9 protein-coding genes are annotated in these 18,084 nt (G+C 36.8%); 3 read left to right on the top strand and 6 right to left on the bottom strand.

What is annotated here, in order from left to right; genetic code table 11:
• Positions 1–772 precede the first annotated feature (772 nt).
• From dapE to ACFINY_RS01610, 3 genes are all read right to left on the bottom strand, one after another.
• On the bottom strand, positions 773–1,945 hold the full coding sequence (dapE, locus tag ACFINY_RS01620; protein ID WP_375611380.1) for a succinyl-diaminopimelate desuccinylase: 1,173 nt from the start codon (positions 1,943–1,945) through the stop codon (positions 773–775).
• A 221-nt stretch (positions 1,946–2,166) separates the two neighbouring features.
• Positions 2,167–2,913 (bottom strand): M48 family metallopeptidase, encoded by a 747-nt coding sequence (locus ACFINY_RS01615; RefSeq protein WP_375611379.1) that lies wholly within the window; start codon positions 2,911–2,913, stop codon positions 2,167–2,169.
• A 31-nt stretch (positions 2,914–2,944) separates the two neighbouring features.
• Positions 2,945–3,724 carry an alpha/beta hydrolase gene (locus tag ACFINY_RS01610; protein ID WP_375612802.1) on the bottom strand — a complete coding sequence of 260 codons (780 nt, stop codon included), beginning with the start codon at positions 3,722–3,724 and terminating at the stop codon, positions 2,945–2,947.
• A gap of 196 nt (positions 3,725–3,920) precedes the next feature.
• On the opposite strand from ACFINY_RS01610, the gene infC reads away from it, so the two are divergent.
• Positions 3,921–4,439: a translation initiation factor IF-3 gene (gene infC / locus ACFINY_RS01605; protein WP_026500140.1), complete on the top strand. Its 519-nt coding sequence runs from the start codon at positions 3,921–3,923 to the stop codon at positions 4,437–4,439.
• A 593-nt stretch (positions 4,440–5,032) separates the two neighbouring features.
• The gene (locus ACFINY_RS01600) at positions 5,033–6,799 is read left to right on the top strand and encodes an ABC transporter ATP-binding protein (protein ID WP_375681787.1); all 1,767 of its coding nucleotides are present in this window, start codon (positions 5,033–5,035) and stop codon (positions 6,797–6,799) included.
• A 1,434-nt stretch (positions 6,800–8,233) separates the two neighbouring features.
• On the opposite strand, the gene ACFINY_RS01595 is transcribed toward ACFINY_RS01600, so the two are convergent.
• Entirely contained in the window at positions 8,234–12,892 is a 4,659-nt protein-coding gene (locus tag ACFINY_RS01595) for a translocation/assembly module TamB domain-containing protein (protein WP_375700771.1), read from the bottom strand.
• Complete coding sequence (locus tag ACFINY_RS01590) at positions 12,892–14,856, bottom strand: autotransporter assembly complex family protein (RefSeq protein ID WP_375700770.1); 1,965 nt, start codon at positions 14,854–14,856, stop codon at positions 12,892–12,894. The genes ACFINY_RS01595 and ACFINY_RS01590 overlap by 1 nt, the downstream gene beginning before the upstream one ends.
• A 408-nt stretch (positions 14,857–15,264) precedes the next feature.
• Between ACFINY_RS01590 and ACFINY_RS01585 the strand changes: the two genes are divergently transcribed.
• Entirely contained in the window at positions 15,265–16,797 is a 1,533-nt protein-coding gene (locus ACFINY_RS01585; RefSeq protein WP_375611373.1) for a YifB family Mg chelatase-like AAA ATPase, read from the top strand.
• An 11-nt stretch (positions 16,798–16,808) separates the two neighbouring features.
• Here the strand turns inward: ACFINY_RS01585 and ACFINY_RS01580 are convergent, their stop codons facing one another.
• Complete coding sequence (locus ACFINY_RS01580; protein ID WP_375700769.1) at positions 16,809–17,714, bottom strand: transporter substrate-binding domain-containing protein; 906 nt, start codon at positions 17,712–17,714, stop codon at positions 16,809–16,811.
• Between the last annotated feature and the right edge of the window lie 370 nt (positions 17,715–18,084).

Genomic DNA, 18,084 nt, shown 5'->3' with positions numbered 1-18,084 from the left:
CGATGTTAATCTCATATGATCTTACTTGTATGCGTATATGCTTATAAGTGTCTATACGCGTCCTTTAAAGTTATTTAATTAAAAAATTGAGAATAATACTAGGACAATCCTTGGCTAAAGAAGTCAACGTGATGCTACAAAAGAATTTCTGTGTACCTTTATCATAACCAATATTAAAGCTGATTAAATAACCTCACCTTCTATCTCGTAATGATATTGCAACGGAAGTTCTTGGGGACAAAAAAAGCAGAGCAAAATATATGAAATAAAATAAACTTAAAGCGCTTTTCCTATAGTCTTTATTCTAAGAGAGTCTAATTGGAACAAGAAGTGCCTTTTGTGAGAGCTCAGAAACCATATTAAAACATGAGCTGTGAATGAGCGCATTTATGTTGTACGAACTTTTTACAATAGCAGCATGTTTTTGTGTGTCTTCATGGCTTCAACCTGTCACTACACAATGATGATATAATATTCATTGTTTTCCATATATGATTGCACCGCCTTTCTACACCTTAAAGAACGAATATTTTCAATCCAATATGGTCTAAACAGTTCTGCTTCTTCAAGCAGGTCTCTTTTGGCTTTTTAATTATGTAATTCACTTAACTTAAAGACTCTACAGGCAAGAATCCCAACTTAAGAATATTCATTACTTACTCTAAGACTACTTAATATATTAAGTTTTACGAGTCTCGTATCACCACACCATAAATGGCAATATCTTATGGCACAACAAGATAAAGGTATTTTTGAACCAGCAACCTTTTCTTTATGCAAAAAATTCAATAATAAAACGCTCATAAATAGTAGTAAGTGTTTCCATTGCATCAAGGGCTACACACTCATCTACCATATGCATCGTTTGCCCTGGTAAGCCAAATTCAACCACTGGGCAATAATCCTTAATAAATCGCGCATCTGAAGTACCACCAGAAGTGGAACATTCTGGTATATTCCCTGTTACACTTTTAATAGCATTGGATAAAGTTTGAATGAGTTTATCATTTTTGGTCAAAAAAACATCTCCTAAACTTGGAATCCATTCAAGCTGATAAGAGGGATATTGATCACCATTGTTTTTTGATTGCACCAAAGCAAGACGCTTTTCAATTTCCTTCATCAGTGTTTCTTTTGTCCAAAGATCATTGTAGCGTATATTAAAATGAACTGTTGTCTGCGCTGGGATAACATTGACCGCTAAATTACCGGTATCGATGCTTGTTAGCTCTAAATTACTGGGTTGAAAATTTTCTGTCCCTTTATCTAAGACGATTTGTGTCAATGCTTGAATAAGCTTACTTGCCAAAGGCAAGGGATTGGCAGCCCTCTCTGGAAAAGCAACATGACCTTGACGACCCTTCACGGTAATGACACCAGAAATCGATCCGCGGCGACCAATTTTGATAATATCACCAACAGTCTTTACGCTTGTTGGTTCTCCCACAAGAGCCGCAGTCCATTTTTCGCCTTTTTTTTCTGCCCATTTGAGAAGTTTTACCGTACCATTAACAGCAGGCCCCTCTTCGTCACCAGTAATTAAAAGGCTTACCCTTCCTTTAATGGGTCGTTTCTCAAGAACTCGCGCTAGAGCCGCAATAAAACAAGCGATACCACCCTTCATATCAACAGCACCCCGCCCATATAATTTCCCCTGATCTATAACAGCTTCAAAAGGTGGGTAAGTCCAATCTTCCAATGCACCTGGCGGTACGACATCCGTATGACCCGCAAACATAAGATGGGGTCCTTCACTCCCCATTTTTGCATAAAGATTTTCAACATTATCTGTATTTTTATCCGTAAAAACAGGGCGATCGACGTGAAATCCCATTTTTTTCAAAAATTGTTCCAAAGTTGATAAAGCCCCTGCTTCATGAGGTGTAACAGAAGGACAACGAATAAGTGCCTGTAATAGCTGAAGTGGATCTGTAAGAACAGACATAAAAAACCTTCCCATTTTTTATAAGTCATCGGAACTTAGGGTTATTACGCTGAATTACAAAAAAGATAAAGCAAAACATTGAAGACACTCAGCAAACCAAGCAGGGGAGAACAATCGTGCTGAGAGCTTCAATGGCTTCCTCATTATACATGAGCAAGCACACACTCAACAAAACACTCAACAAAAAGTTCCGTTAAATATTGCCTTCATTTGAAAGTTTTTTACGCCTCTAAATTATATGAATCAAAATTAATTGCATGCAGTCTAGGAGCATTTTCTTTCAACCAAGCACGATATGTTTTACTATCAGGACATAGCTCTTCACAAAGAGCCCAAAATCTTGGCCCATGATTCATTTCAACAAGATGAGCAACTTCATGGGCAACAACATACTCAACAACTTCTTTTGGTGCCATAATAAGGCGCCAAGAAAAAGAAAGACGCTTATCGATTGAACAAGAGCCCCAACGACTTCTCGTATCTTTATAACAAATGGATTTGACTTTACGCTCTACCTGATGAGCATAATGTGCCACCAAAGGCGTTATAATAAGCGCCGCTTGTTTTTTCAAAACGTCAGCAATGCGTCTTGGGAGATATTCTAATTGACCATAAACAATAATTTCAGGCCCTTGCTCCGCATCTGCTGTAATGATTTCTGTTACCCCACGTCCCTCTCTATGCTTTATGGTATGAGAAACACCCAATAAGGGAATTGTCGCCCCCTCTTTGAGATAAGCATTTTTATGAGAGATTTGTACATGAGCAAGACGTGCCTCAATCCAAGATCGATGCTTTTCAATAAAATTTTCAACCGCATAGAGATTTATTGCTGGTGGTGTTGTTACACAAATCTCCTGACTTCTGGCATCAATACGTAAGGTAAGACGGCGCGCATACTTATTTTCCCGCACCCGTACAGGTACAGAGCGCTCAGAAAAAATAAAATGCTGTTTAGAAATGCTCATATATTTTTATCTTCATCAATAAATGTACCCCTTACTTTGCATTAATCTGATTAATAAAAGATCTCAATACTGTTTCAAGGCAATCTAAATCTTGTGGACGAGAAAAGCGATGATCCGCATCACGAACAAGTGTCAATGTTACATCATGGAGAGGTAAATGATCAAGTAAAGTCAATGTATGCTGATAGGGGATATCTTCATCTTCCATCCCTTGTAGAATATGGACTGGACATCCAACATCAATGCATCCTTTCATAACACAATTTTCGCGCCCATCTTCAATCAATGTTTTTGTAAAGGGCATTGGCTCTGTATCATCAACTGCAGGTCGTTCAATATAGCCTTTCTCCTCCAAAATCTTCCATTCTTCTGGGCCTAATTTTGGTTCCACCAATGTTTGTGTAAAATCAGGTGCTGGAGCAATCAATATCATGCCAGCAAGCTTCTTATTTTTCTGTGCTAGCATCATTGCAAGCCTTAGCGCAATCCACCCCCCCATAGAGGAACCAATCAAAATTTGTGGACCCTCACAATAGGTTTCAAAAGTCGCTAAACTTTCCTTAACCCAACGCGAAATTGTTCCTTGAAAAAAATCACCTTCAGATTCTCCATGTCCAGAATAATCAAAACGTAAACAAGACAAATCATTCTTCTGAGCAAACTGATCAACTAACGTTGCCTTACTTCCTAACATATCGGATTGATAGCCAGGAAGCCAAACCAAACCTGGAGATTGGCGCCCCTTGCGATAGCGTACTGCAAGTGCGGTGTTCTCAAATGAAAAAAACTGACAAGGAATATTTTGATCCATGATTTTTTATCCTCTATAAAACAATTTCTTTAAATTAAGAGAAAAACTTTTATAATCTAAATCATTCCAAAAAGTAATAAATCAAATAATGAAAATAACACGAATTATAGTTGTTTTTAGGTACATAATTGTATATTAAATTAACTGTAGTTGAATCAAAATTTAAGGAGCATAAACCATTCGTAAACCGTTTAAAATGACACCTACCCAAAAAGACGGACCACGTTCAAATCAGGATATTCGGGTACCTCATGTTCAGCTTATCAATGATGAGGGACAACATCAGGGAGTTGTTGCGATACAAGAAGCTCTTGCTATGGCTGCAGATGCGGGACTTGATTTGGTTGAAATTGTACCAAATGCGGAGCCACCTGTATGTAAAATCATCGATTTGGGAAAATTAAAATATCAAACCCAAAAAAAAGCTGCTGAAACACGTAAGAAGCAAAAAGTCATCGAAATCAAAGAGATTAAGATGCGCCCAAATGTTGATGTCCATGATTATGGAGTTAAACTCAAGGCTGTTCATCGCTTTATTGATCATGGTGATAAAGTAAAGATTACTTTGCGTTTTCGTGGTCGTGAGATGGCTCACCAAGATCTTGGATTAAAGCTTCTTCAGCGTGTAAAAGAAGATACAAGTGAAATTGCCAAAATCGAATTGGAGCCAAAGCTTGAAGGCCGGCAAATGATGATGGTGATAGCACCTAAATAGTTTTGCATTGGAATAATATTCGCATGCAATTCATCAAATGAGCGTATAGCTATAATTTAGAAGCACCACATAGAATTTTTGTGGTGCTTTTAAGGTTTTATAAATGTGTATAAATCCTTTTAAGAGTTTAATAATGCTTTATCAATTTATAAGAAGAATTCGTTATTTTGCATATTAATGAGAAAGCTCAAACATTGTAAGGTCTTCTTATTTCAATCTCTCTTATCATGCAATGCGGCAAAATTGTTTGCTTACACATCACAAATGGAGATGATACATAAAATTATTAAAAAAGCAGAAATGTTTTTTGTGAACCATTTCAAGTGCCAAAGACTATCACAATATGGAAATTGGTAAATACAATAGAGAAACTCGCCGGTACCTTTTATTGAAAACTAAAAATAATGATGAACAACGAATTTTCGTTATACCTTTCACAGAAACTTTGCACTACATTCTTCACTCTCACCGTCGTGAAATTGATGTGATGAACCTTGAAAGAAAAAGCTATTTTTGTAAAAAAGATTAAGGGGCTTTTTAATTAAGAGTGTTTCAATCTTGCATAAAATAATGAGAGAATATAGAAGCTCTTCATGGCTAAAAAACAAATTTCCTCTTTTGACAAACATCTTATTATCCGCCTTTTGCGAGAAAATTTTCGTAAACATATGCGTTGGTACAGTGCGGCTATCTTCTCAATGATCATCATTTCTTGTACCACAGCAACCAGTGCATGGATTATGCGGGATGTTGTTAATCAGATTATTGATGCACAAAATTTTCCTATGATTGTTTTGATTTCTAGCTTCATTGCTTTTATCTTTATTCTCAAAGGAGTTGCAACTTTTTTCCAAACTTACTTTCTAAACAAAGCAGGCAATAGTATCATTGCTGAACAACAGCGTAAAATTTTTGCACGACTTATGGAACAAGGAGTCTCTTTTTATCATAATAACACTTCATCTGATCTTCTTGTTCGTGTAACTCATAACGCGACAGCCGTACGTAATATAATTGATACTATTATCACAACTTTTGTACGTGATTTGCTTTCCGTTAGTGGTCTGTTGCTTGTCATGTTCATTCAAAACTTTGTGTTAATCTCCATTACTTTAATCGTAGGACCACTAGCTTTTTTAGGCGTTCGAATGGCTTTAAAACGCGTTCGCAGCTTGATGGAAAAAGAGCTCCTTTCACTTGGTGAAATTATCAAAATCGTACAGGAAACGGCTGTTGGCATTCGAATCATCAAGGCCTTTTCACTAGAAGAAGTCATGAAAAAACGGATGGACAAAGCCATTTGTGATGTTGAAAAACAAACAAACAGTATTGCAACACTCGAAGCTATTACCAATCCGATTATGGAAACACTCACAGGTGTTGCCATTGCTGGTATTATCTGTTTTTCCGGTTACCTTGCAACCCAACGCGCAGGTGTTCAAGGTGAATTTATGTCTTTTATTGTTGCTTTACTTTTAGCTTATGAGCCCGCAAAAAGACTAGCAAATGTACGTGTAAAAATTGAATCTGGATTGGTCAATATCCGCACGATGTTTGAAATACTCGACCATCCTCTTACAGTTATAGAACATAAAGAAGCTAAAGATCTGAATAAAACGCAAGGAGCTATTCGCTTCGAACACGTTTCTTTTGCATACACTGAGAACAAAATGGTATTGAAAGACATCAACCTAGAAATAGAAGCTGGGAAAATGACAGCATTGGTGGGACCATCAGGTTCGGGAAAGTCTACCTTTATTAACCTTATTATGCGACTCTATGATCCCACAAAAGGACGCATATTAATTAATGATCAAGACATCCGCTACACAACATTTCGCTCTCTGAGAAACCTGATGGCCTATGTAGGACAGGATACTTTTCTCTTTCAAGGAACTGTTAAATATAATATCGGGCTTGGAAAAGAAGGGGCTAGTGATGACGAAATTATCGAAGCAGCAAAAGCAGCAAATGCTCATGACTTTATTATGCGTTTGCCAAATGGTTATGATACACAGATAGGTGATAATGGCTGTAATCTTTCAGGGGGGCAAAAACAACGACTCGCTATCGCTAGAGCAATGATTCACGATAGTGAAATTCTGATTCTTGATGAAGCAACAAGTGCGCTCGATTCACACACCGAAGCACAAATTAATGAAGCCATTCACCACCTTACTAAAGGACGCACAACAATCATTATTGCTCATCGCCTTTCAACGATTGCTCGTGCTCATAAAATTGTGGTCATACAAAATGGACAACTGATTGAACAAGGTACTCAAAAAGAATTGCTCGCAAAAGAACATGGGTTTTATAAAAAACTTCATAATATCCAGTTCAAAAAACATACCCCCTAATTTCTAGATCCTTAAATAAGATTTGAAATAAAAAATGGATAGAAGGTAATGCTCCATTTATAAAAAAAGACTTGTTATCAAGAAAAAGCATTACTTCAATCAAGAAGTGGTAAAGAATTTATGGTTTATTGAAAATAAAATTCTTGGATTTAGATGAAAACTTTACTCGCTATTTTGTTGAATACAAAAGATAAGATGTAATTTGCTTATTGCAAATTTTCTTTATATTTATGATGAATCAATTAAAAGCGCTTGTTGTACGTCATAAGAGATATTGGTATATGCATAAAAACTCTTAAGATAAGCAATAAAAATACCTTTACACTTTCAAGTGAAAAGATTGTCAGCAACATGAAAAGCTGGAAAATAGAATGATAATGCCGGCTTATAGCTTTAGTAAATACTTATACCTTTATTAATAACGGTAGTGTAGATTTTATACCATTCATAAGAGATACTTTATACCATTTCACAAGCAATCTTATGAAATAGACTCAAGCGCACACTGAGAAATGTTCCTTTAAAACAAGTACATAAACTTGCAACACAATAATGTTATATTTTGGAGTATTCTGTTTTGGGAGCTATTCGTTATAAGAAAAGTGATCTTATTCCAGACACAATAAACAAAATCTAAAATAATAGGTAATTTTTATTATTAAAAAATATTGCTTTAAATGCGTTTGACAATAAAATCGATATCTTATGAATTCTCTGCTTGCCTCACGTTTTTGACGGTCTTTAATGGAATCATGTCCTTCACGTAAAAACAGAATGCCATTGTGTTGCAAATTCACGTACTTGTTTTAAAGAGACCTCTCTCAAAGTCTTCCCTAAGCCCATTCGCAATAACATTCGTGAATTGTATAACGATAAATCCATTAACCCCCTCTATCTTTACGCTTATGGAGTAACAAGCCGACACCACTCACACTATTCTGCCAGTCCCTAATGTTGCGACAGCTCTTAGCTCTCGAGATGATTCATAAGAGGCATTTTTAGTTATTTCTTAATAGTTTTATCCACACAGGATTCTCCGCTTGTAGCATACAAGCCGAATGATTTTGATTGATTCAATACGAAAGAGATTCGTACGATATTCAAAGTTCTAATTCAAGTTGAATAACAATAAATTATCTTTATAAATCAATATATTGCACACACTACATTCTTTAGGCAACAGCACGATATGGGCTTGAAAACAAGGTAAGGTATTTCTCTAAAATAAATATATAGCAGCAAAATAACATACTATCTTTCGTGAAGATTTTGTCCCTTTAGAGAATAGCATAACAAAAATCGAATATTTCAGATATATCTCTTCACGCCTCAACAAAAAGCTTCTTCTTTTATAGGATTTCTAGTCTATGCCTCCTTCCTCAGATTTAGAAATGAGAGACAAAACGAAGAAATTGTTTTTTTAAAATTCAATCTTTAATAATCTCTTTCATAAAAGAGACCTATACTAGAATTTTGTTCATTTCCTATGGCACCTTTAGCTTTGAGATGACGCGAAATATCTAAATTAATTGTCCCTTTCGTCGTTCCATCAGACCCTGCTTCAAAACCCAAATAAATATTATTGTGTATGTAGCGTCCAATACGTAAGCCTGTATTCCCCTTCTCATTAACGATAACATCAAGATCATCAAGTCCAATTTTAGTTCGTAAAGTATTCAACAAAGATGTATTAGAACTACCTGCAAGATCAGCCGCTGCTGCTGCAAGTTGAGCAATCTGAAATGGTGATAATTCATTAAGAGAGCGATTAAAAATCAAACGCGCCAAAATCTCATCCTGAGGCAAATTTGGTTGTGATGAAAAATTAATATCAAGATTATCAACCGTCCCACTTACAGTTACAGTGACACGAATATCACCACTGTTATTGTTGGTTACAAAATAAACCGTAGGATTAAGATTACCACTAAAACTCGCTTGTCCTTGATCAAAATTAAGACGTTGCGACAGGATATCAAAACGTCCACGAATCATTCTAAATTCACCAACTGGATGCACATCATTCAATGGACCTGCTAGATTAATGCGTCCTCCCAGTTCAGCATCTAAGCCTTTTCCGCGTACAAAAAATTGATTGCGTGCTGTAATACGCATGTTTGATAGCACGACAGATGAAGATTCTTGTGTAACTATACGGCTTTTGCTTTTGTTCGTGTTCTTAACATCAGCACGTTCAAGTGTTGTTTGAATCGATTTAGTTAAATTCTTATTTCTAACATCAAGAAACTTGGCACTTTTAAAATGATCAGGAACAAAAACTTCAGCTTTTTCAACGATGATATCACCACCAAGAACAAGACTATTTAAAAAATGACCTGTCATTGTCATCTCACCTGATAATGTTGCCAGAATCATAGAACCATCATTATAATTGGCATTATCAAGATGAAATATCAAATCTGTCTCTAGACCATTAGAGATACGACCTGAAGCAGAAATTCCTCCCCCCTCAAACGAAGAAGCTGAAGCTTTTTCTATAAGGATATGATCACCTTTCAATTTGCCTTCAATTGTTATATTATTTAATCCTACATTTGTTTGTGAATCAAAAAAGCTACCGTCGCCTATAGAAATATTTCCTATCAATTGTGGCTTTGATAATGACCCATTAAGAGCTGTATCAATTCTTGCTGTACCCGTTATATGTGCACCACGCTTAGCTAATAAGAGATTAACAAAATCAAGAGGCATTATCCCTTTAACGTTTAATTTTGCCTCTGAACCATTAAGAGATACAGGCCCATGGATGGAAAGATCTAATCCTTTATCTCCAGTAGCTATCATATTTTCAATATGAAATGTCGATTTTTTATAAGAACCACGAGCATTTATATTGATTGACATCGGTCCTTTATGCGTCATAGCGGTTAAATTTTGACTAGAAAGCTCAAAATGAGCAGATGGATCCTTCATTGTTCCACCAATATCAACTTTACCTATCACTGTCCCATCAAGCGCTTGTCCTGCAATAAAACCATTCGCCAAACGTGCAGATAAATTTTGCAAATTAATATGAAGATCAAGCGCATTTTTCTCTAGAGATACACGCCCCTGAGCTTGTGCTTGTACTCCTTCTCCTGTTAAATTTGCATTCAAAGTAAGATTTTGATCTACAGTATTTCCCGTAGCAGAAAGAGAAAAAGGCATAATTTTTTTATCTTGAAAAGCAACGGTTGTCAGTCCCTCACCTTTTATATCGTAAGTTATATCAGGTTTTTTTAAATGACCACGAATCATAACCTGCCCTGTTACACTCCCTGCTGCTCCAAGATCGGATTTCCACAGATTGACTAAAGCAGCAGGAAGCGCATTCATTGTAAGTTGTAAATTCAGGGTATCTTGAATATTTCCTGCTAAAATGATGTTGCCTCCATTTATTGCAATTCCTAATTCATTGATTGTCATTCCATCTTTATCAAAAGAAATTATAGATGGCTTCGGCAATGTTGCATGAAAAGTATGTTGTTTTAAGTCCACAGCTTCAATTTGCACTTCTCGTTTTATACTTTCTGGAAGTTCCTCAACCATTAAACGACCAGAAAGCCTTGCATTGAGAGTATCATGCAACATCGCCTGGACAGTAAAAACCGTTTGTCCATTATTCCTATCAGCGTGAGCATTTAAACGATTGACCATTACCAAAGGTGTTTGAATATGTTCTGCATTGATAACTCCTTCAAACTGAGTCATGCCAAAAGGATCGAATATGTCAGCATCTATTGCCAATTTTTTTATTTTATTCTTGGAAAAATTCAAATGGTTAACATGCGCCTTCACATTGGTTTTTTGTCTGCCATTTTGTTCATCAAAAATAAAATCTCCTTTTACTTTTCCACTACCATCCTGCAAAAATAACGCTGAAAGTACGGAAATATCATCGGCATCAATATGCAGCGCTCCTTTCAAAAAACCGCCAAGTTGTTGAGAAAGATCACCCGTTATTTTTGCACTTCCCCCTCTAATATCGATATTTTCAAGTTTTCGAATTTTATGAGAATCTTCAAAAGAGGCCGATAAATGCAAAGGTTTCTTAGCAAAAATTCCTTCACCCTTTACCACCCCTGTTAAAGAAGTAACTGGTGCTGTATTATCTACAAATGCATCTATGTTAAATGTTGTGTTTTGAAGTTTCTTCCCTACAATTAATGCTTCAGAAATATGGGCACGCGTATTTAGTTTTATATGGCTATTGCGCCCTCTCGCCGTACTTTGAATTGTAAGTGCACCGCTTATCTTTGAGTCTAATTTGGACAAATCAGATATTTGAGCAGATAGATCCATTTTAGCGCTTTCATCTGAAAAATAACCATTAGCCTCTATATTTGTATATTGATTTTTCAAATTAAAATGACGTAAAGTGAAGCCCTTTGTATTTCGAGCAGTGCCACCTGAAAGAGTAGTATTTCCTTTGAATAAACGATCAAAAGACTGCACGCCTATTTTCATATCGTCAGCCATTCCTGATAATTGGAGATCAAAAATGCCACTCAATAAACTGATCGTTCCTTTGGCTTTAATATCTGCATTACCAGAAAGTGATTGTTTACTGAACACTTCCAAAGGAGTTAATGTTTGAGCTTTTAAACCGAGATCGCCTTTAAAAACAAAATTCTCCATTGTCCCTTTTAACCAAGAAGAAAAACCCTGAGCCGTAACACTCAGATCATGAATCAAAATTGGTTTGTTCGAAACAATATCCGTATCTAAATGCACATGAACCGCTTGGCTTAAATTTTCTACTAACGCTCCCTTAATCTTTTTAACCCCTTGAAGCGTCCCTTTAACCTGAACACCAACATGACGAGAAGCTGCATTATCAAGATTTTCGCTTACTCCTCCCATATCAAAAATTGCATCGCGAATATAAATATTTTTATTGCTTAAATGATTTACAACCAACCGCCCATTCCAAGATTGTTGACCTTCGCGACCATAGTCAATGTTCAAAGCAAGAGTATTCGCAGGTTTTGGCACTTCTGATATAGGTAAATGAATAGACTCCTTTTCGTTATCAAGAGCCATTTTGCCATCAACAAAAAGCCGTCGCAAGAATCCATCAGCGGTTATTTCAGCATTGGCTATAACATTCATTGCTTTGTTCTGAATAACCATCTGATCAAGGTGTGTCACACCTTCTTTTGTTCTTCTTGCCTTTGCTTTTAATGTTATATCAGATTCGAAGAGACTACGATATTGAACAGGTATTAAAGGGCTCAGTGTTCCCTCTAATTTCGTAGAAAAACTCTGTCCTTCTGGAACACTTGCAAGAATAACATTACCATCTAAAATAGAATGATGATCGGACTCTAAAGAAAGTTTGATAACCAAATCATCAAAAGTACCATCACCTTTCACGACGAGACTTAATGCTGGACGTTGTTCAATGTTAAAAATATTCGCCAAAATACCATTTTGTGGTTCGTTAGCAGAAATATCAATTTGAGCTGTACGATTACTATCAGATATCTTGGTGAGAACAGAAAAAGAACCCGGTGCATCTAAACGATGCGCCGCTATATCGACATCAAAATTACCACCAGCCAAGGTGAAATTGCCTTTTAAGGACATATCAGCAGAAAAACCAAAAAGATTCTGTTCAAATGTCACATGTTGAGCTGTAAGCGTATTGATAGAAAGAGCAAGCGGTAATTTTGGTAAAGAGAATTTACCAGTCTCAAGGGAAGAAACAAAAGAAGAATTGCCTTGCGGTTTGCGTAAAAATGTAACCTGTTCTGCCGAAAGCTGGTTAATATCCATCCGCCCTCTCAGCAACGCTAGACGATTCCAATCCATTTTAGCATTGGTAATTTTAAGCCAAACCCCTTTTTTATCACTGACAGTAATAGTATCAATTGATGTTTGAGAAGACAGTGTCCCTTGCATATTGTGTAAACGAACTTGACGATTAGGCGCTGAAAGCTTTCGTTCAATTAAAGAAACAAACCATGAGCGATCATCTGTTTTCATTTCGCTAGAGGGAAGAATGTCTCCTCTTTGCGCAAAAACAAAACCACCCACCCCAAAAAACAAAAATACAAAGAAGAAAGCTGATAAACGTACACCTTTTTTCATTAAAATGCTTGCCCTATACCCACATAAAAACCAATGCGAGGGTCACCCTTCTCTCTCTTTAAAGGAAAGGCTAAATCAACGCGTAAAGGACCAAGACCCGTCATATAACGACCTCCTATACCGGCTCCCCATTTAATTTTTTGAGAAAAATCAAAATTCGCCTTTTTCCCTACTAAACCTCCATCAAGAAAACTGACAAACCCTATTTTATCATTTAAAGAAACACGCAATTCTGCTGACCCCTCAATAAGCGCCCGTCCACCAACAACCCCATCATTTTCTGTTTTGATACCAATATTACGGTAAGCATAACCACGAACAGAGCCCCCACCACCAGCAAAAAAAAGCGTATTTGCGGGTACTTGTGCTGTATCATTCCCAAGAATTGTACCAAGCTTTGCCCGCGCAGCAACAACAAAACGATCCCCTTCATCCAACGCCCAATAAGAACGACCTTCTGCTGTTACTTTTGCAACAAAGTTGCTAAAACGCATCTCATAAAAAGGCTCAATGAAAACTTCACCATATAAACCTTTTGTTGCATTAAACTTATTATTACGACTATCGTAAATCAAGCCGCTAGGGAAACCGATTGTTGTAAAATTACGGCTCCCAAAATAGATATCACGTGAATAACCATTTGAAACTTCTACAGCAGCCTGTCCCGATAGATTACCATTAAAAATATGCGTAATACCTAATTTTCCTTTGATGGCTTTTGTCGTATAATTTTCTAAAACATCTTGTTGTATTTTTAATTCTGATCTGAAATCTGTATCTGGCGTGAGTACACCGGGCTTTACAAATGTAGCACCGAAAAGATAATCAAAATTTTTAAAATTATATGATTGCTTTTTATTGCTACCAACACCACTTATTTTTGTTTCAATTTTAAGAGTCTCTGCATGACCCAAAAGATTGTTATGCATCCAATAAGTCTCAAAACCAGCACCGTCTAAAGTTGAATAGCTACCGCCTACACCAAAACGACGCGGTTTACGTTCTTGTACAACAAGTGCAAGCGGTAAACTACCATCTAGATTAATAGTATCAGCCTCACGTATATTGATAGCACGAAAAACACCAAGGCGCGCAAGACGTTCATTTGCCTTAGCTAACGCATCAGAATCGTATATCTGCCCTGGTTTCAATCCGGTCATCCACGCGATATAAGCTGAATCTACACGTGGTTTCTTACTTATATTACGCACACTTAAAGGACCATAATAAGCCTTTTGTCCAGGAGCAACAACAATCCGTCCTTCAACACGCAACGCAGCATGGTCAGCCACGACTTCACTCTTCATAATTTTAGCTTTAGCATAACCTTGTTGCCGCCATCCTTCTATCGCCCATTTTTCTGCTTTCAAAATGGTTTCAGATTTAGCAATAGCCCCAAATTTATAGCCCAATTCTTCAATTGTGGGCATTTTATGCGCTTTACGTTTTTCAAACGGAGCTACTTTATCAATATTGGCAATACTAAAAACATATTGTGGACCAGCATTAATTGTAATAACGATATTCGATTGTGCTGGAAGTTGAGTTACCGGACTTAAATCAGCGACTTCTAAGCCATTAATTTTAATACTAATAACACCACCATAGCGTCCATCAGCATAAAGAGCAGAAAGAATTGCTCGATAATCTGAACGCGCCTTGGCGAGCAAACCAGAAGAACTGGCGGATGCTTTCTCTTTATCAGCAACAAGAGAAGAAACAGTTTTAACTATTTTTATACCTTCTAATGGTGCACCTGGCGGTGCAACAACATCAACTTTATAAAATTTCTCTGTACTTTTGGCATAATGTGAAGAAGAATTTGTTTTCTTTTGACCAAAAAGAGGGATGCCGAAAAAATCAAATGCAGCAAGTGGCTGTGGAAAAGAAAAAGTAAAACACAAGCCTATAAATACACAGCGCACAGTCCCTGATTTTAACAAAATTCTTGTCTGGTATACCATAAAATCAGATACCTTATAATACACTTTGCATCTACTACGCTTTAAATAATATAAAAATAAGAAAGGTAAATATAATTACTTTGCACATTTTACACGTTTTATCACATCAAATAACACTCTGCGATACATAACGTTATCCTCCCCTTATATTTTCATAAAATTTTGCACTGTTGTATAACACGAACAGTCTCATTCTTTTTTTCTTAACATATTTATTTAGCTTATTATAAATGTTTTATTGCGTCCCATATCATCATGGTTAAATTTGTACAAATGACTTTCCATGGGAATGCTAAAAAACTGCCCACGTATATAGTTCTCTCTATAAAAAAAGCTATAGAGATGCTTCTTGATTTTTATAAATAGATATGATTGTCTCTACCAAGTCTAAAGGGGGAAAATAAATAAATGATCGCACGTATTACAACTGTTGCTTTTCGCGGTCTAGAGGCAGTCCCTGTCGATGTACAGGTTATGATTTCGTCTGGTAAAATAGGAATGGCTATTGTTGGATTAGCTGATAAAGCAGTTGCAGAAAGCCGTGAACGTGTACAAGCAGCCCTCCACGCTTGTGGACTTTCTATGCCTACTAAACGAATTACGATTAATCTTGCACCAGCTGATTTGCCTAAAGAGGGATCGCATTATGATTTGCCAATCGCCGTAGGCTTAATGCTTGCTATGGGAATCCTCCCTCCCGAAGTAGCTCAAGACTATGTCATTTTAGGAGAATTATCACTGGATGGTTCACTTACCGCCGTTAATGGTGTTTTACCAGCTGCCATGACAGCTTTATCACTCGATAAAGGACTGATTTGTCCCTTCCAATGTGGACCTGAAGCAGCATGGGCAAATGCAGAAATAAATATTCTTGCCCCAGAAACTCTGCTCACTATAGTCAACCATTTCAAAGGAACCCAAATTCAAAAACGTCCACAACCGCGCCAATATACTATCGAAACTGAACTTCCAGATCTTTGCGAAATAAAAGGACAAAAAACAGCCAAACGTGCCTTAGAAGTTTGTGCTGCTGGACGCCATAACCTTTTGTTTGTAGGTCCCCCTGGTGCTGGAAAATCTATGCTAGCGCAACGCTTACCTTCCATTTTGCCACCTCTTGATAGCCGTGAGCTTTTAGATGTCTCTCTGATTGCTTCTATTACAGGAGAAACGGTTCATAATACCATTTCACTTCATTGTCCCTTTCGTTCCCCACATCATTCTGCTTCCATGGCCGCAATGATTGGTGGAGGGCTTAAAGGACGACCGGGAGAGGTCTCCCTTGCTCATAATGGTGTGTTATTCCTTGATGAATTGCCTGAATTTTCTCCACAGGTTCTTGATTCTCTTCGTCAACCTTTAGAAAGTGGGGAGTCAGTTATTGCCCGCGCTAATCACCATATTAGCTATCCTGCTCGCTTCCAACTTATTGCCGCAATGAATCCTTGCCGTTGTGGTATGGCAGGCGAAAAAGACCATGTTTGCCCTAAAGGGATACGCTGTCAAATCGATTATCAGTCCCGTATTTCTGGTCCTCTGCTTGACCGAATTGATTTACGGATTGATGTCCCTGCTTTGACGGCTATGGACCTTATGCAACCAGAACAATCAGAAAAAAGCTGCGACGTTGCCAAACGCGTCGCACGGTGCCGTACCATTCAAGCTAAACGTTTTTCAACAATGGGGTTTGATCATATTCGTACCAATGGCGATTGCCCTGCCAAAATTATAGAACAGATTGCCATTCCTGATAAAAGTGCGACCATACTCTTACGAGATGTGAGTGAAAAAATGCACCTCTCCGCACGCGCTTATCATCGCATTCTCAAAGTTGCACGCACAATTGCTGATCTTGACGGATCAGATACTCTTTCACGCTATCATCTCGCAGAAGCTATTTCCTATCGACTAGGCGCAGAAAGATTAACAGCCCTTAATTAAAAAACTACTCATCAAAAAAAACTTATTGGAAAATAACGCAAATAAAGTTCTGTAAGTTTACCATCCTCTTCTAGAGATTTCAGCGCATAATTGAGTATATCAACCAATTTTTCATTCTTTTTTGCAACAGCAAGCTGCATTCCTTGCCCCAATAACTGTGGCGCCATATATGCCCCCCCAACAAAATGGCAGCAATCAACAGATTTTTGTTTTTTGAACCATAATGATAAAGCAAATCCATCATCAAAAATAAGGTCAATTTTACGCTCTTGTAATGCTTTATAGAGCTCTTCTCTCTTTTTAAACCCTTGCCATTTGGCTTTAGGAAAATAATATTGAAAGAGTTTTTCGTGAACACTTTTAGACAAAACACCACTGGTTAAATGTATCAATTGATCGCTTATTGGCTCATCGAGATTTAAACGTCGAGAAGCAACAAATCGCGCTGGAAAGCGCAAATATGACTTTGTAAAAACAAGATCTTGCTGGGTTTTACTTGTTTCTTTTAAACCCGCAATAATGACTTCTGCACCACCATTTTTAACATGTTCTACAAGCTCTTTCCAAGGAATCACTTCTATTTCACAAAGCTTCTCTAATTTTAATTTTGAGCAAATAGCACGCAATAAATCGATATTATAACCTGCAAGATACCCCGATTGATCAATAAAATTAAAAGGAGAAAAATCAAAAGTTGTTACAAAACGCAAACGAAAGATATCCGTTGTATCAGGTTGTACCAAATGTTCATGCGAATCAAAAAAAGAAGGCAACCTTTCAGCTTCTGCGTAAGAGGAAAATAGAACCCCCCCCGCTACAAATAAAATACGAATAAAAATATTGTATGGATTATTGAATAAAAAGTACTGTAAACGCAATTGAAGATGTTTCACATATATAGATTTTTTTATTTTCAAAATCTCTCCCCCATTTTTCAAAACTAAGATGCAACACTTCTTAACTATTATCTAACGCACTTCACCAAAATATCTGGCGTTTAATAAATAAAATTCTTGCTATTTTTGAAACCATTGAAAATGCTTAGATTTCTGATGTTAATTTTCCAAAATGAATATATAAAAAGTAATTTTAGAGAAAAGCGATTTAATTTTTTAATATAAGAAATAAGCTGTATATACTTTATTGCGTATATTAAAATATTAAGACCATTTCCTTGCGTATCACAACCTAGGAAGCATATAGATACTATTGAAGAAAAGAGTAAAAATACCCCTCAAATGCCGAGGGTTTTCTCAACATTAAGGTTGCATCAACATTTAAGAGCTG

Origin of the sequence: Bartonella sp. AA23NXGY, from assembly GCF_042197165.1 — a bacterium.
In the GTDB taxonomy this organism is placed as follows: Bacteria; Pseudomonadota; Alphaproteobacteria; order Rhizobiales; family Rhizobiaceae; genus Bartonella.
Note: the sequence above shows the minus strand (reverse complement) of the source record. Positions and strands in the feature narration are given on the sequence as shown.